Raw genomic sequence first — 14911 nt, 5'->3', positions numbered from 1 at the left:
CATGACGCAACCGGAATCTCCTCGCTACCAGCAGGGCATGGCGACGCGGCGCTCAGTTCTGGGTGATGCCCATGTCGACCGCGCCGAAGCGAACAAAACCGAGTTCGACCTGCCATTTCAGGAGCTGATCACCGAGGCGGCCTGGGGTCATGTCTGGTCGCGGCCCGAACTCAGCAAGCGCGAGCGCTCGCTGATCACCATCGCGCTGCTGGCGGCGCTCGGTCAGGATGACGAGGTCGCGATGCATGTGCGCGCCACCGCCAATACGGGAGCGACGCGCGAGGACATCCGTGAGGCGCTCTTGCATGTCGCGATCTATGCCGGCGTGCCGGCGGCCAATCACGCGATCAAGATCGCCAAGAAGACCTTCGACGAGATGGATGCAGCCAGATCATGAGCAACATCGTCGCTCCCAACCGGCCGCCCGAGGCTGGCGCCTTCTTCCAGCGCGACCGCGACTGGCATCCGCCGGCCTTCACGCCGGGCTACAAGACCTCGGTGCTGCGCTCGCCGCGCCGGGCGCTGCTCTCGCTCAACAGCACGATCTCAGAGATCACCGGTCCGGTCTTCGGGCACGACATGCTGGGCGAGCTCGACGACGACATGATCGTCAACTTCGCCAAACCCGGTGAGAGCGCCATCGGCCCGCGCATCATGGTCTATGGAAGGGTGCTGGACGAGCGCGGCGTCGGCGTGCCCGGCGTGCTGGTCGAGGTCTGGCAGGCCAATGCCGGCGGGCGCTACCGCCACAAGAAGGAAAGCTATCTCGCGCCGCTCGATCCGAATTTCGGCGGCTGCGGCCGCACGATCAGCGGCGATGACGGCTCGTATTGCTTCCGCACGATCCAGCCCGGTCCCTATCCCTGGCCGAACGGGCCGAACGACTGGCGGCCGGCCCATATCCATTTCTCGGTCTTCGGCCACGGCTTCGGCCAGCGGCTGATCACGCAGATGTATTTCGAGGGCGATCCGATGATCTGGAAATGCCCGATCGTGAAGACGATCAACGATCCCCAGGCGATCGAGCAGCTCACCGCCGCCCTCGACATGCAGGCGACGCTGCCGATGGACATGCGCGCCTACAAGTTCGACATCGTACTGCGCGGGCGCCGCTCGACGATGTTCGAGAACCGGCCGGAGGGCAATTGATGGCCCAGAAGCTCGACCGCCTGAAGGAAAGCCCGTCGCAGACCGCGGGCCCTTACGTCCATATCGGCCTGACCCCGAACTTCGCCGATATCGGCGGCGTCTATCCTGATGATCTCGGCGCCGCCATGGTCAGCGACAAGACCAAAGGCGAGCGCATCACGGTGACGATGCGCGTCATCGACGGCGCCGGCACGCCGCTCAAGGACGCGCTGATCGAGATCTGGCAGGCCGATGCGGCCGGCCTTTACAACTCGCCGGCCGAGCGGCGCGGCGCCGCCGATCCGCATTTCACCGGCTGGGGCCGGCGCGCGACCGACATGGTCAGCGGCGAATGCGTCTTCGAGACGATCAAGCCGGGCCGCGTGCCCTTCAATGACGGGCGCTTGATGGCGCCGCACCTCACCGTCTGGATCGTTGCGCGCGGCATCAATATCGGCCTGCACACCCGCATGTATTTCGGCGACGAGGAAGCCGCCAACGCCGAAGACCCGGTACTGGCCCGCATCGAGCACAAGGTGCGCGTGCCGACGCTGATCGCGCAGCGCAGCGGCGACACCTATGTCTTCGATATCCAGCTCCAGGGCGACGAGGAGACGGTGTTCTTCGACATCTAAGCCGCGCGCTCGGGCGTGGTTCAGCCCGCGACCGTGGCGGCGGCCCGGAAAGCCGCGGACGGCTCGGCCGCCTGGCCGAGCAAGGGCGCGATGAGCTGGGTCGTGTCCGACAGGATCTGGCGGTAGTCCTCACCGGAGAAATTGTAGGGCAGTTCCAGCCGCAAGGTGTCGACCAGCGGCAGGACGGGATCGGCAGCGAGGCGCTCGATGATCTCGGCCGCCGTGCCGACGATGTCGGGGGCGAACAAGGTGCGGCGCTCGCCTTGCGGCTGCAGCGTGCGCGCATGACGACTGGCAGCGTAGTCGCGATAGCGCCGGCGCATGGCGCCATCGGCGCTGTCGAGCGGCACGATCACCCGGCCGACCGCGACCCTGGGCTCGCTTTCGCCGCGCCAATGGCTGCGGAAGCTCTCGATGTGGCGGCGCTGCGCCACGAAGAACTCGTCGGTCTCCTCGCCGGTGTTGATATTGCCGACGAGGAGGTGGAAGCCGTTCTCGGCAGCCCAGCGCGCCGAGCGCAGCGAGCCTCCGCCGTACCATAGACGTTGGCGCAAGCCCGGTGCATGCGGACGCAGGCGTGGGCGATGCTCGCCGGCAGCGGAGGTGATGCGGCTGTCGGCTTCACCGAGCCAGTCGCCGTCGAGATTGGCGGCGAGCCGGGCGACGCGGGCATGCGAGAAATCGTAAGTGGCCGGATCCGTATCGAAGAAGCGCTCGCCCAGGAGCTTGCCGAAGGGCGGTGGCCCGGCGCTCAGGCCGACATTGAGCCGCCCGCCGGAGAGCACGTCAACGAGCGACAGGTCCTCTGCCAGCCGGAACGGGTTCTCATAGCCGATCTGGATGACGGCAGTGCCGAGCCCGATCCGGCTGGTGCGCTGGCTCGCCGCCGCGAGGAAAGTCGCAGCGGAGGAGACGCCCGGCTCGAGATGGCGCTGGCGCACCCAGGCGCTGTCGAAGCCGAGCGCCTCGCCATATTCGAAGAGCGAGAGCGTTTCTTCGAGGCCGGCGCGCGGATCGGCATCGTCATAGTTTCCCGGTGTCAGGAAAGCGAGGTGCCGGATGGCGAGCGCGGACATGGCAGCTTTCAGTATTTCGGCAGGCCGGGCGGATTGGTCTCGGAACGGTCGAGCGCCTCTTCCTCTAGGCTCCAACGCGCCAACGACTGCCGGAACTTGCCATTGGCGATCAGCCCGTTAGTCGCGACGGTGAGCGCATCGACCAGGCCGCTGCCCTTGCGCGTGGTGATCGCGACATCCGACTTCAGCGGCCAGCCGGCACTGAGGGTGCCGACGCGCTTGATGTCCTTGTCGCGCGCCGCAATGAAGACGAGCTGCGCATGCGGCTGGACGATGACGTCGACCCGGCCCGAGCGCAGCGCGACGAGCCGCCCCGCCTCATCGTCGAAGAGCTGCAGCTCGATCGGCTTCAAGCCTGCGGCGACGTTCTGCTCGCTCCATTCGACCAGGATGCGTTCCTGATTGGTCCCGCCGCCGACGCTGACCTTGAGGCCGGCCGCATCCTTCGGCTCGCTGATCCCGGTGACCTTGCTGTCGGCCCTGACGAAGAAGCCGTGCAGGCCCTTGCGATAGGTCGAGAAGTCGAACTTCTCCTTGCGCTGCTCGGTAACGCCGACATTGGAGATGACGGCGTCGTACTTGCCCGAGGCGAGGCCGAGCGGCCAGTCGGCCCAGGCGATCGGCTGCAGACTGAGCTTGAGGCCGAGGCTGTCGGCGATCAGCTGGGCGAAATCGGCATCGGCGCCGACCACTGTCTTGGCGTCGGTGGCATAGGTCGCGAGCGGCGGCCCGCCGGGGCTGACCGCCACGACGAACAGGCCGGGCTCTACGAATTTGAAGCTCTTGGGCAGGGCGGCTATCGCCTCCGGCTGCCTTTCCGCCCTCACCCGGCCGGGCTGCTCCGGGCCAAGATCGAAAGGGACTTGGGCTAGAGCGGAATTCTGCGCCAGACCGAACGCGGTCAAGCCACCGAAGAGAAGCGCCAACAGGGCGCGCATTCGCAACATCATCGTCTCCGTCGTGCTCGATCTTGAAGGCGCCACGGTCAACCCCAGCGCCGATTGGCTCACTTGGCCGGCAGGCCGGGCGGGTTGGTGCGCGACTGCTCGATCGCATCGGCGGCGAGGTTCCAACGCCCCAACGCCTTGGCGTAGTTGCCGTTGCCGATCTGGGTGTTGACGGCATGGGTGATCGCCTCGGCGAGGCCGGCGCCCTTGCGCGTCGTCACCGCGATCTCGGCCAGCAGGGGCCAGCCGCCGCTGAAATTGCCGGCGAGGCGGGTCTTGCTTTCCTGCGCCGCCTTGAAGCTCAAAAGAGCGTTCGGGCCGAGATAGGCGTCGGCGCGGCCAGTCTCGAGCGCGAGATAGAGCACGACGTCGTCGTCATAGTACTGAACCTCGGCCGGCTTCAGCCCGTCCTTCACGTTCTGCTCGTTCCAGCGCAGCAGGATCTGCTCCTGATTGGTGCCGGAGCCGACGATAAGCTTGAGGCCGGCGACGTCGCGCGGCTCGCGGATCTGGATCTCATTGTCCTTCTTCACATAGAAGCCGAGCAGGTCCTTGCGGTAGGTCGAGAAGTCGAACTTCTCCTTGCGCTGCTCGGTGACGGTGATGTTCGAGATCGCCGCATCGTATTTGCCGGAGACGACGCCGAGCGGCCAGTCGGCCCAGGAGACCGGGACGATCTCGAGCTTGCGGCCAAGCGCATCGGCGACGAGGTAGGCGATGTCGGGCTCGGAGCCGACGATGGTCTTGGCATCGGCGGTATAGCCGGCGAAAGGCAGGCGGCCGGTCGCGTTGGCGACGGTGAAGACGCCGTCCTTCACGAACTTCGCGTCCTTGCCAATCAGCTTGATCGCCTGTTCGTCGCGCCCGGCGCGTGGCCGGCCGGCCTGCTCGGGCGAGAGGTCGATCGCCTGCTGCGCGAAGCCGAGCGAGGGAAGAAGCGTGCTGGCGGAAGCGGCGCCGAGCAGAGCGAGCGTGTTGCGTCGGGTGATCATGGTTTGCTCCTTGAAAAATGACTGTCAGAGGACCTTGGCGAGGAATTCGCGGGTGCGGGGATGATCGGGCTCGCCGAGGACGCGGGCCGGCGGGCCGACTTCGAGGATGCGGCCGGCTTCCATGAAGACGACCTCGTCGGCGACTTCGCGGGCGAAGCCGATCTCGTGGGTGACGATCACCAGCGTCGTGCCGGAGCGGGCGAGCTCCTTGATGACATCGAGCACCTCGTTGACGAGCTCGGGATCGAGCGCCGAGGTCGGCTCGTCGAAGAGCAGGACCTTCGGCTTCAGGGCAAGTGCCCGGGCGATGGCGACGCGCTGCTGCTGGCCGCCGGAGAGCTGGCGCGGATAGGCGTCGACCTTGTCGGCGAGGCCGACGCGGGCGAGCAATTCGCGCGCCTCGGTCAGCGCCTGCTCACGGGTGACGCCGCGTACCGATAGCGGCGCCTCGATGACGTTCTCGATCGCGGTCAGATGCGGAAACAGGTTGAAGCTCTGGAAGACCATGCCGACATCGACGCGGCGCTTCAGGATCTCGCGCTCCTTGAGCTCGTAGAGCGTGTCGCCATCCTGGCGGTAGCCGATCAATTCACCGTCGATGGCGATGAAGCCCTCATCGACGCGTTCGAGATGGTTGATCGAGCGCAGCAGCGTCGACTTGCCGGAGCCGGACTGGCCGATGATCGCGGTGACGCTGCCGGGGCGCAAAGCGAGACTGACATCGTCGAGCACCTTGAGCGGGCCGAAGCTCTTCGAGACATTGCTGATGCGGATCTCGCCGCCGCTGCGTCGCAGGCTTGCCAGCGAAGGTACCACCGCGGCGGATGAACTCGGCTGGGCCAGAGCAGCCTCGGTACGACGCGCCGCTGCGGCATCACGCGAGCGGCCGAAGCGCGCCAGTGCCAGGCCGATCAGCGAGGGCGGCGGATTGCGCAGAGCGCCGCGCGAATAATAGCGCTCGATATGGTGCTGGACGAAGGACAGCACGCTCAGGATGACGAGGTACCAGACCGTCGCCACCATCAAGAGCGGGATCACCTCGAGATTGCGCCGATAGATGATCTGGATGGTGTAGAACAGCTCGGGCAGCGCCAGGATGTAGACTTGGCTGGTGCCCTTCGCGAGCAGGATGATCTCGTTGAAGCCGTTGGGCAGGATGGTGCGCATCGCCTGCGGCAGCACGATCCGCGAGAATTGTCGGTGGCGCGGCAGGCCGAGCGCCGCCGCCGCCTCGTGCTGGCCCTGGTCGACCGAGAGGATGCCGCCGCGCACGATCTCGGAGGAGAAGGCACCGGCATTCAGCGTAAGCCCGAGCACCGCGGCGAAGAACGGCGTGATCAGTTGCGTCGTCGACCAGGAGGCGAAGGTGATGTCCGTGAAGGGAACGCCGAGCCAGACCGTGGAGTAGAGGTACCCCAGATTGTTGAGGACCAGCAGCAGCACGATCAGCGGGATCGAGCGGAACAACCAGACATAGGCCCAAGACAGCGACGCCAGCAGCGGCGAGCCGGAGACCCGCGCCAGCGCCAGACCGGTGCCGAGCAGGAAGCCGAGAATGCTGCCGAGCAAAGTCAGCAGCAGCGTGCGCGCCAGGCCCGCCAGCACCGGCTCGGCGAAGAACCATTCGGCGAAGACGTCCCAGCCCCAGCGCGGATTGGAGAGGACCGAGTTCGCGATCGCAAAGATCACGACGACAGCGAAGACCGTGCCGATCGTGCGGGCCGGATAGCGCGCCGGCACGATCCGGTAACGGCTGAAATCGCGCGCCGGTGGGGTGCTGGTGGCGTGCGTCGGCAGGCCCGCGAAATCGCTGGCGAGACTCATGGCTGGAACTCGTTTTCTGTTTGCTGGGCTAAATGGCCGCGATCAGGCGGCGCTGACAGGCAACTGCTCTGCTGGCGGTCGCAGTCTATAGGCCGCGATGGCCAGGTCCTTCTCAAAGGCGAGCTTCTTGTAGATTTCGGGATCGACGGCAGGGTCGAAGAGCGGCGTGTAGCCGGTGTTGAGGTAGAGATCCCTCGCCTCCGGCTGGCGGAAGCCGGTGGTCAGGAAGATCTTGCCGTAGCCCTGGCGCGCGGCCTGTGCCTCGAGTTCTTCGACGACGCGGCGGGCCAATCCCTGGCGGCGGAAGGCGGTATCGGTCCACATCCGCTTCAGCTCCGCCGTCTGCGCGTCGTAGCGCTTGAAGGCGCCGCCGGCGATGGCGCGGCCCTCGCGCAGCAGCAGCACGAAGTTGCCCTCGGGCGGCGCGAACAGCGAGGCCGGGTAGCGGCTCATCTCGGCGCCCGGCACCTCGCCGAAATAGGTGCCGTAGCGGGTGGCGTATTCCCAGGTGAGCTGCTCGACCAGAGGCTCGGCGAGCGGATCGAGCGGGGTGGTGTAGAGGAACTGGTCGGACATGGGTGTGGCTTCTCCGATTGTGGGCTCACCCGACTTTGCGCGGCACGGATGCCGGGGCGGAGCGGGCATAGCGGCTCTCGCGGCGCGGCAGGCCGAGATGGTCGCGCAGCGTTTCGCCCGGCAGGTTGCGGTCATAGACTCCGCGCGCCTCCAGCACCGGGATGACCAGCTCGACGAAATCGTCGAGCCCCTGCCCGATCACCGGGAAGCCCAGGATGAAGCCGTCGGCAGCCTGCTTCTCGACGCGCTCGATCAGGATATCCGCGATTTCTTCGGCCGAGCCGATCAGGTCGGCGCGCGGTGTCGCCGCTTCCAAAGCCGCTTCGCGAAGAGTCTGGCGCTTCAGCGCAGCAGTGCGCTTGATCCGATCGGTGGTCGAGCGGAAGCTGTTCTTGCCGATATCGCCAAGCTCCGGGAACGGAGCGTCGAGCGGATAGGCACTGAAGTCGTGATGGTCGAAGAAGCGGCCGAGATAGGCGAGTGCATCGTCGATCGAGACCAGATCGCGGATCGCCTGGTACTTGTCCTCGGCTTCCTGGCGGGTGTGGCCGACGATCGGGCCGGCGCTCGGGAAGATCTTGACGTCATCGGCCAGCCGCCCCTGCGCGATCGCGCTGGTCTTGATGCTGCGATAGAAGGCCTGCCCCTCCTCCAGCGAGACATGATTGGCGAAGACCGCATCGGCATGGCGACCGGCGAGGCCGATGCCGGCATCCGAGGCACCGGCCTGGAACAGCACCGGCTGGCCCTGCGGCGAACGCTGGATGTTGAGCGGGCCCTCGACCTGGAAGAAGCGGCCCTTGTGGCCGAGCGTGTGCAGCTTCTCGCGGTCGAAGAAGCGGCCAGCCTCGCGATCGCGGACGAAAGCGTCGTCGTCCCAGGAATCCCAGAGGCCCTTGGCGATGTCGAGATATTCGTGCGCGATCTCGTAGCGCAGGGAATGCTCGGGGTGCGGGCGACCATAATTGCGGCCGGAGCCCTCCAGCGGCGAGGTCACCGCATTCCAGCCCGCGCGCCCGCCCGAGATCAGGTCGAGCGAGGCGAATTGCCGGGCGATGGTGAAGGGGTCGCTATAGGAGGTCGAGACCGTGCCAACGAGGCCGAGTTTCTTCGTCGCCGTCGCCAGCGCCGACAGGATGGTCAGCGGCTCGAAGCGGTTGAGGAAATGCGGGATCGACTTTTCGTTGATGTAGAGCCCGTCGGCGACGAAGGCGAAGGCGATGCCGTTCGCCTCGGCCTTGCGGGCGTTGCGGATGAAGAAGTCGAGATTGACGCTGGCATCGGGCGGATTGCTGGGATGGCGCCAGGCGTTCATATGGCTGCCGGGGCCCTGCAGCATCAGGCCGAAGGTGAGGCGGGTCTTGCTCATGGATGACTCCTCTCGGCTCAGGCGGCCAGGGCCGGCGCGTCGCCGGCGAGCAGCGTGATCGAGGCGAGGCGCTGCGCCGTCGCGGCGGCGGGCGTGTCGATGACAAATTCGGCGATGCCGAAGCGGGCCGAAAGCGCGTCGAGTTCGCGCCGGACGTCGCCTGCGGTGCCGGAAAGGATGCTCGGGCGACGGATTTCGGTGGTGTAGGACGCCGCTCCAGCCTGGCGGGCGAACTCCGCGGCCTGCTCCTCGCTGCCGAGATTGACGCTCTGGCCGTTGTCCAGCGTCAGCCTGACCACACGCAGCGGCTCGGTCAGCGCGCGTGCGTCCTCGGCCGTCGCGGCAGCGAGGGCGGCAAGGCCGAACAACGGCGGCTGCTTGGCGCCGGCCTTTTCATAGGCACGGAGGCTGGCCTCGATCGCTTTCGGATCGCCGTTCAGCTGGCCGGCGAAGACGAAGCGCCAGCCGCGTTCAACCGCGAGCCGAGCGCTGTCCGGGCTGGCGCCTAGCAGGAAACGCTCAGGCGTCGCGGGCGGCTTGGGCAGGGCCTGCGTGCCGGCCAGCGGATCGCCCGCATCGAGCGAGCCCGAAAGGAAGCCGTCGAGCTCCGCCAGCAGCGCCTCGAATGAGCGGGCGCGCTCCGGATCGTGCTGGATGCGCAGGGCCTTGGTCGAGAGCGGCAGGCCGCCCGGCGCCTTGCCGATGCCGAGATCGATGCGATCCGGTGACAGCGCCGCGAGCAGGTTGAAGGTCTCAGCGACCTTATAGGGGCTGTAGTGCTGCAGCAGCACGCCGCCGGAGCCGATGCGGATGCGCCGCGTGCGGGCGATCAGATGCGCGACCAGGATCTCCGGCGCCGAGCTGGCGAGACCGGGAAAGCCGTGATGCTCGGCGAGCCAGAAGCGGCGATAACCCAGCCGCTCGGCGGCTTGCGCCAAGGCGATGGTGCGCTGCAAGGCGTCGACCGCAGTCTCGCCGTCTAGGATCGGGCTCTTGTCGAGCAGGCTGAGGGCGTAGGCCATGGGATGTCTCGCCAACCGTCAGATGCCGCGCAGGCCGCAGGCCGTACGCGCCTCCTCGGCCATCCAGCCGAGACGTTCGTAATCGCCGCGCCAGTAGACCAGCGCCGCATCGTCGCCACCGAGCCGGACCTCGCGGACACGGCCGATGACGATGGCGTGGGAATGCCGCTCGATCAGCTCTTCGACCTCGCAGTCGAGTGCGACCAGCGCACCTTCGAGCAGCGGGGCGCCAGTGACGCCTTCAGCCCAGCTCGCTCCGGCATAGCGCGCGTTTCCCTTCTCACCGGCGCGGCCGGCGAAGCGATCGGCGATCTGCTTTTGCGTGGCATTGAGAATGTTGACGCCGAAGCTGCGATAACGGGCCAACACCGGAAAGCTCGACGACGTCAGATTGACCCCGAACATCACGGTCGGCGGTTCGGCCGAGAGCGAGGACAATGAGGTCACGGTGAGGCCGGTGCGATCGTCGCCCTGCCCGGTCGTGATCACGCTGACGCCGCCGGCGAGATGCCGCAGCGCCGACCGGAAGTTCGGCGCCTCGGCAGGCGTCGCAATGCGGCCGAGCGGGCGGGAGGCTGCAGATGCAGGAGGGACGAGCGAGACAACGGTCATGGGGGCCTCGGCTGAAAAAAAGACGCAGCGCGGCGCACGTCGCCAGGTGACGACGCTCCTACCGGCCAGGCCGGCACGCGAAGACTGCTGGAAAGCGACAGGTCCTGCGGTCAGGCCGCGGGACGAGGGATCAGGAACATCGCAGCAAGGCCGCGAAAAGTTCGGGATCCGAAGTAATGCTCGACTTCATTCGCGTGTCTCCGCTCTCGGAGCCCACGATTTCATCGTGGTGCTTTTAGCGTTGTTGACGCGGCGCAAGCTGCTCCAGCAAATCCCGCGACATCGGCGATGGCATCGCTTCTGATGTCATGAATGATCTTCCACGCGGTCCGCCCCGTCAATGAAACGGCTTTTCAAAATTGCGCCCTCTGCTGGTAGAACAACCTTCGAAGATTTGCTCGGGCAGGCGTTTTACTCTCATGGGAGAGCACCTCATTTCGCCTGAAGGTGGGGGCGGATGATGGTGAGCATGCGCTTGGCCGACGTGTTCGGCGGGAAGAAGCCGAGATACTGGCCGGTCCGATCCATCACATAGACATAAGCCGAGTGGTCGACCGTGTACTCGTCCTTGCCGGTTTCGACCTTGTCGTAGAACACCTTGTAGGCGTCGGCCGTGAACCCTTGCCTCCGCTACGGCAGACGCGCCGCAGGCGCGAGACTAGCCGGCCGGCCGGAGGCAAGGTTTCCATAATTCAGCACCCGGCCAGGAGCAATCGTCTCCTCGCCGCACTAGGCGATGAAACGAAGCTTTCGTGTCCGATCAAGGCGCCGGTCGTCGGCAGCCGACTATTTGCCGGTCCCGAGCAGCTTGCCCTCCTCCTCGGGAGACAAGGGCTCGGCGCCGCGTTGGCTGAGAAACGCATCGGCGCTCGCATCGCCGCTCGCCGGCGTGTAGCCGGTCGTCGGCGGCGCCTTGGCGGCGAGGAATTCCGTGCGCCAATTGCCGCCGTCGCGGCAATCGACCGCGTCCCAGCCTGGTTCGGCAGCGCGCGTCAGCGTGTACTCCCGGCAAAGCCGCCCGTCGCCAAGCTTGTAGGAGGCGACCACGCGCAGCTTGCCGTCCGGCAGGCTGACTTCTCCGCCGCTGGCCGCCCGCGACAAGGCCGCATCGATGCCGCCGCGGGAGAAACCGGCCAGCGCTATGCCGGCATCGGAGCGCCCAGTGCTGCCCGCGAGATAGCCTGCGAGCCCCCAGCCATAATCAGGAAGCTGGCGGCAAGCGGCAAGGCCAGGCGCGGCCAGCGACGTGCCGAAGGCGCCTCGGGAACCGCAGGTTTTCCTCCTGCGATCACCGAGAGGTGCGGGGCGGCCGGCCGGCTGCCCACCGCAGCGATGGCCGCGGCGAGATAATCTGGCGCCACCTGCGCTTCCATCCCCTCCCCCTCCAGCAGGAAGCGGGTTTCAGCCAGGATAGCGAAGCGCTCGGCGAGATCGGGGTCGGCGACGATGCGCGCATGCAGGCGCTCGGCCGCATCCGGAGCAAGCTCCCCATCCGCCAATGCGACCAGTTCCTCGTCGGTCACAGCGAGGTTCGTCATGTCGGCTCCATTCCAAGTCTTTTGGCCAGGCCAAGGCGTGCGCGCGACAAGCGGCTCATCACAGTCCCGATCGGGATCGAGAGCCGATCGGAGGCATCGCGGTAGCTCAGGCCGTCGACGCAGACGAGCAGCAGCAGATCACGCTGCTCGGGTGGCATCTCCGCGAGCGCCTGCTGGACCGAACCGGCCGTCAGGGCCGTTTCGGTAACCTGCCTGCCATCCTCGCCCTGCAATCCCGGGTGCAGGTCCAGCGTCTCGCTGGCGCCCTCCCGCCGCCGCTTGCGCAACTGGTCGATCCAGAGATTGCGGGCGATGCTGAAGAGCCAGGCGTCGAGCCGCGTGCCCTCCTGCCATTGCGCCTGCGCGCGCAGTGCCCGCTCGCAGGCGGCCTGCGCCAGATCCTCCGCCTCGCTGGGCGAGCGCGTCAGCGTCATCGCGTAGCGCCGCAGGCGCGGCAGCAGCGAAATCAGCTCGGTCGCAAAGGGCGACTGCGCCGCTCCCTGCGAAGATACTGCATATCCCTGCTGATCGATGCCGGTCTCGTGCATTGTCCTGGCCCGCTTCCGTCACGGGCTGCAGGAGAGGCGGCCCCAGCCGAAGACCGGATCGTGCCCGGGCTCGCCGAGATCCCGCGCCGCCACCGACAGAGCGGCGAGCAAGGTGGACGGCTTGGCTGTGCCGTCGCGCGCCATCCGCTGTGCAAAGGCGAGCGTGACGAGCGGCGCCGCATAGGACGTGCCCGAGCGCGGCGCGGCTGGGCGCATCGCCTTGTCGACCATCTGGATGCGGACACCCGGTGCGGCGAACGCAATGTGGCTGCCGCGATTGGCACGTGCGTAGATGCGCTCGTCGCGGTCGATCGCGGTCACCGCGACCGCCCAGGGATAGGCGGCCGGATAGCGCGCTTCGGCGCCCGGTCCGTCATTGCCGGCCGCCGCCACGAGAACGGTGCCGCGCTCATGCATCGCCTGACCGATCCGCTCGACCAGCGCGTTGGCCGGCCCGGCGAGGCTCAGATTGGCGATGCGGACATTGCGCTGCGCCAGCAGGTCGAGCGCGCCGACGAGGTCGAAGCTATCGGCATTGTCGCCGCCGCCGCGCCGATGAAACGCGTCGACCGCAACGATCCGCGCCTGGCTACCAGCCTCGGCACCGCGTGTGAGCAGGATGGCGACATCGGTGCCGTGCTGCTTCAGGGCAGCGCGATGGCCCGGACCGCGGATCGTCTCGGTCTCAACCGGCCTGCCGGAGAGCGCGGGGTGATCGGTATCGACGCCGGTATCGACCATGCCGATGGTGCCGCTCGCCGAGCAGGTGCCCTCGATCCGCGCATCCTGCGCCACCAGCGAGAAGCACTGGTCGTCGGAGCAAGGCCTGGCGGCGCCGCGATAGAGATGGTTGAGGTCGACTAGCGCCGACGGAGCGAGCGCGCGAATCCGCTCGACGGCGCGCTGCATCGAGAGCCGCGCGGGCGCCCGCAGCCTCACGGTCAGGTTGGCGAAGAGGCCGAGACTGCGCTGCGCGACGACGCGGAAGCCCTCGCCGCTCAGGATGTCGAGCTCGGCCTGCGTCAGCCCGGCGGCGACGATCTCGCGTGACACGGCGACCGCTGCTGGACGTGGCGCGCTGCGCTGCGTGCGGCGGGGCTGGCTCGCCTCGATGCCGAAGAAGCGCAGCAGGCGCCCCGGGTTGATCCTCTGCTCCCCGCCAGTGCGGAAGCGGCTCGTGCTGCCACCGCCACCTCCGGGACCGCCGCCTCCACCACTGCCTCCGCCGCCACCATCACCGCCGTCGTCGCCATCGCTGTCATCCGCCAGCGCGGGCAGGATGCGGCCCGCGCCATCCGGCAGCCCGATGAAGGGCGCGCTGGCGAGCGCGAGGCCGAGCAGCGAGGCTCGCAGGGCGAAGCGAAGGCGGGCGCGGTTCATGCCGCCACCTTCTCGCGCCGAAGCCGGATGCCGACGCCGATCATCCGGATCGCGTCCTCGGCGGCGCGGCGCAGCAGCTTCTCCGATTCCGCGATCGCCTCCTCCAGCGTGCAGGGTCGCTTGAGGATGCTGGCGAACGCATCGATTCCGTGCTCGAAATTGATCCGCACCTTGCCGCGCCCGATCGTGCCGGCCAGTGCGATCACCGGGATACCGCGAGCCCGCGCCTGGCGCGCCACCTCGGCGGGGATCTTGCCGAACGGCGTCTGTTCGTCGAGACAGCCCTCGGCGGTGATGACCAGATCGGCGCGGCGCAGCATGGTATCGAAGGAAAGATAGCGCATGACGATGTCATAGCGCGGGTGGAGCGTTGCGCCCAACAGCGCGTACAACCCGGCACCGAGCCCACCGGAGGCGCCGCAGCCGTGAGCGGTCGAAACGTCCAAGCCGGTCGCCTCTTGCAGCCTGCCGGCATAGATCACGAGCGCTGCTTCCAGAATCTCGATCTGCTCGGGGCTGGCGCCCTTCTGTGGGGCAAAGACCCGGGCCACGCCCCGCGGGCCGAGCAGCACATTGTGCCAGTTGACCGCGGCGTCGATCCTGATGGTATCGAGGCGCGGGTCGCGCCGTGACAGGTCGATACGGGCAAGCCTGCCGAGCGCTGCGCCACCCCTGCCAATCGACGCGCCTTCGGCGTCGAGCAGGCGGATACCCAGAGCTTCGGCCATACCGGCGCCACCATCATTGATGCCGCTGTCGCCGCAACCGAGCAGGACGCGCTCCGCCCCGGCATCGAGCGCGGCTACGATCAGCTCGCCGACGCCATAGCTCGTCGTCAGCGTCGGATTGCGGCGGTCGCGCGGAACCAGCGCCAGGCCGGCCGCAGCCGCCATCTCGATCACCGCGGTCTTCAGTCCAGCTCCTCCGAGGAAGCCGAAATGCGCTATAACGGGCTCGCCGACCGGGCCCGTCACGATGCGCTCGTGCAGGAAGCCGCCAGTCACGGCGCAGAGCGCCCGGGTGAAGCCCTCGCCGCCATCGACCAGCGGCGCAAGCATCGTCCTGGCCTGCGGCATCGCCGTCTTGACCCCGGCGGCAATGGCCCGAGCGACGTCGCTGGCGTCTAGGCATTCCTTGAAGCCGGAGGGGGCGATCAGAATGTTGAGGGTCATTGCAAATCCTCTCGAAATCCCGAGGCCGTCAAACGCCTCTGCAGCTGAAAACGAGGGCCTGGGCGGCTTATTCCGTTGCCGGCTCAAATTTT

Annotated in this window: 16 protein-coding genes and 1 pseudogene; 3 read left to right on the top strand and 14 right to left on the bottom strand. The window is 67.4% G+C overall.

What is annotated here, in order from left to right; all coding sequences use genetic code 11:
* The first annotated feature begins 1 nt into the window (after position 1).
* The 3 genes from pcaC to pcaG are packed head-to-tail and all read left to right on the top strand — an operon-like array spanning position 2 to position 1763.
* On the top strand, positions 2 to 397 hold the full coding sequence (gene pcaC / locus QO058_RS19215; protein ID WP_284167867.1) for a 4-carboxymuconolactone decarboxylase: 396 nt from the start codon (positions 2 to 4) through the stop codon (positions 395 to 397).
* The gene (gene pcaH, locus QO058_RS19205; RefSeq protein ID WP_347975430.1) at positions 394 to 1149 is read left to right on the top strand and encodes a protocatechuate 3,4-dioxygenase subunit beta; all 756 of its coding nucleotides are present in this window, start codon (positions 394 to 396) and stop codon (positions 1147 to 1149) included. Before pcaC ends, pcaH begins: the two co-directional genes overlap by 4 nt.
* Complete coding sequence (pcaG, locus tag QO058_RS19200) at positions 1149 to 1763, top strand: protocatechuate 3,4-dioxygenase subunit alpha (RefSeq protein ID WP_284167865.1); 615 nt, start codon at positions 1149 to 1151, stop codon at positions 1761 to 1763. Before pcaH ends, pcaG begins: the two co-directional genes overlap by 1 nt.
* Positions 1764 to 1783: 20 nt before the next feature.
* Here the strand turns inward: pcaG and QO058_RS19195 are convergent, their stop codons facing one another.
* The 14 genes and pseudogenes from QO058_RS19195 to QO058_RS19130 form a co-directional block, all read right to left on the bottom strand.
* On the bottom strand, positions 1784 to 2839 hold the full coding sequence (locus tag QO058_RS19195) for an LLM class flavin-dependent oxidoreductase (protein WP_284167864.1): 1056 nt from the start codon (positions 2837 to 2839) through the stop codon (positions 1784 to 1786).
* Positions 2840 to 2847: 8 nt separating this feature from the next.
* A complete protein-coding gene (locus QO058_RS19190) occupies positions 2848 to 3786 on the bottom strand; it encodes an ABC transporter substrate-binding protein (RefSeq protein WP_432211955.1) in 939 nt (312 codons plus the stop codon).
* Positions 3787 to 3845: 59 nt separating this feature from the next.
* Positions 3846 to 4778 carry an ABC transporter substrate-binding protein gene (locus QO058_RS19185; RefSeq protein ID WP_284167862.1) on the bottom strand — a complete coding sequence of 311 codons (933 nt, stop codon included), beginning with the start codon at positions 4776 to 4778 and terminating at the stop codon, positions 3846 to 3848.
* Positions 4779 to 4802: 24 nt separating this feature from the next.
* On the bottom strand, positions 4803 to 6602 hold the full coding sequence (locus tag QO058_RS19180; protein ID WP_284167861.1) for an amino acid ABC transporter permease/ATP-binding protein: 1800 nt from the start codon (positions 6600 to 6602) through the stop codon (positions 4803 to 4805).
* 42 nt (positions 6603 to 6644) lie between these two features.
* Positions 6645 to 7178: a GNAT family N-acetyltransferase gene (locus QO058_RS19175; protein ID WP_284167860.1), complete on the bottom strand. Its 534-nt coding sequence runs from the start codon at positions 7176 to 7178 to the stop codon at positions 6645 to 6647.
* 25 nt (positions 7179 to 7203) lie between these two features.
* Positions 7204 to 8547 carry an LLM class flavin-dependent oxidoreductase gene (locus QO058_RS19170; RefSeq protein ID WP_284167859.1) on the bottom strand — a complete coding sequence of 448 codons (1344 nt, stop codon included), beginning with the start codon at positions 8545 to 8547 and terminating at the stop codon, positions 7204 to 7206.
* Between the two features lie 17 nt (positions 8548 to 8564).
* Positions 8565 to 9569, bottom strand: a complete 1005-nt coding sequence (locus QO058_RS19165) for an MsnO8 family LLM class oxidoreductase (RefSeq protein WP_284167858.1) — start codon at positions 9567 to 9569, stop codon at positions 8565 to 8567.
* Positions 9570 to 9587: 18 nt separating this feature from the next.
* Positions 9588 to 10181, bottom strand: coding sequence for a flavin reductase family protein (locus tag QO058_RS19160; RefSeq protein WP_284167857.1), 594 nt, complete (start codon positions 10179 to 10181; stop codon positions 9588 to 9590).
* A gap of 432 nt (positions 10182 to 10613) precedes the next feature.
* Positions 10614 to 10781, bottom strand: a pseudogene (locus tag QO058_RS19155) (SCO family protein); the annotation flags it as partial.
* Between the two features lie 186 nt (positions 10782 to 10967).
* Positions 10968 to 11282: a hypothetical protein gene (locus QO058_RS19150; protein WP_284167856.1), complete on the bottom strand. Its 315-nt coding sequence runs from the start codon at positions 11280 to 11282 to the stop codon at positions 10968 to 10970.
* A gap of 38 nt (positions 11283 to 11320) precedes the next feature.
* The gene (locus tag QO058_RS19145) at positions 11321 to 11719 is read right to left on the bottom strand and encodes an anti-sigma factor family protein (protein ID WP_284167855.1); all 399 of its coding nucleotides are present in this window, start codon (positions 11717 to 11719) and stop codon (positions 11321 to 11323) included.
* Positions 11716 to 12267 carry an RNA polymerase sigma factor gene (locus tag QO058_RS19140; RefSeq protein WP_284167854.1) on the bottom strand — a complete coding sequence of 184 codons (552 nt, stop codon included), beginning with the start codon at positions 12265 to 12267 and terminating at the stop codon, positions 11716 to 11718. Before QO058_RS19140 ends, QO058_RS19145 begins: the two co-directional genes overlap by 4 nt.
* Before the next feature lie 18 nt (positions 12268 to 12285).
* Positions 12286 to 13647 carry a S8 family serine peptidase gene (locus QO058_RS19135; RefSeq protein ID WP_284167853.1) on the bottom strand — a complete coding sequence of 454 codons (1362 nt, stop codon included), beginning with the start codon at positions 13645 to 13647 and terminating at the stop codon, positions 12286 to 12288.
* The gene (locus tag QO058_RS19130; RefSeq protein ID WP_284167852.1) at positions 13644 to 14819 is read right to left on the bottom strand and encodes a glycerate kinase family protein; all 1176 of its coding nucleotides are present in this window, start codon (positions 14817 to 14819) and stop codon (positions 13644 to 13646) included. Before QO058_RS19130 ends, QO058_RS19135 begins: the two co-directional genes overlap by 4 nt.
* Positions 14820 to 14911 lie beyond the last annotated feature (92 nt).

It is taken from the genome of Bosea vestrisii, from assembly GCF_030144325.1.
GTDB classification, from domain to species: Bacteria; Pseudomonadota; Alphaproteobacteria; order Rhizobiales; family Beijerinckiaceae; genus Allobosea; species Allobosea vestrisii_A.
The sequence above is the reverse complement of the archived record's forward strand: the minus strand, read 5'-3'. Positions and strand labels throughout refer to the sequence as shown.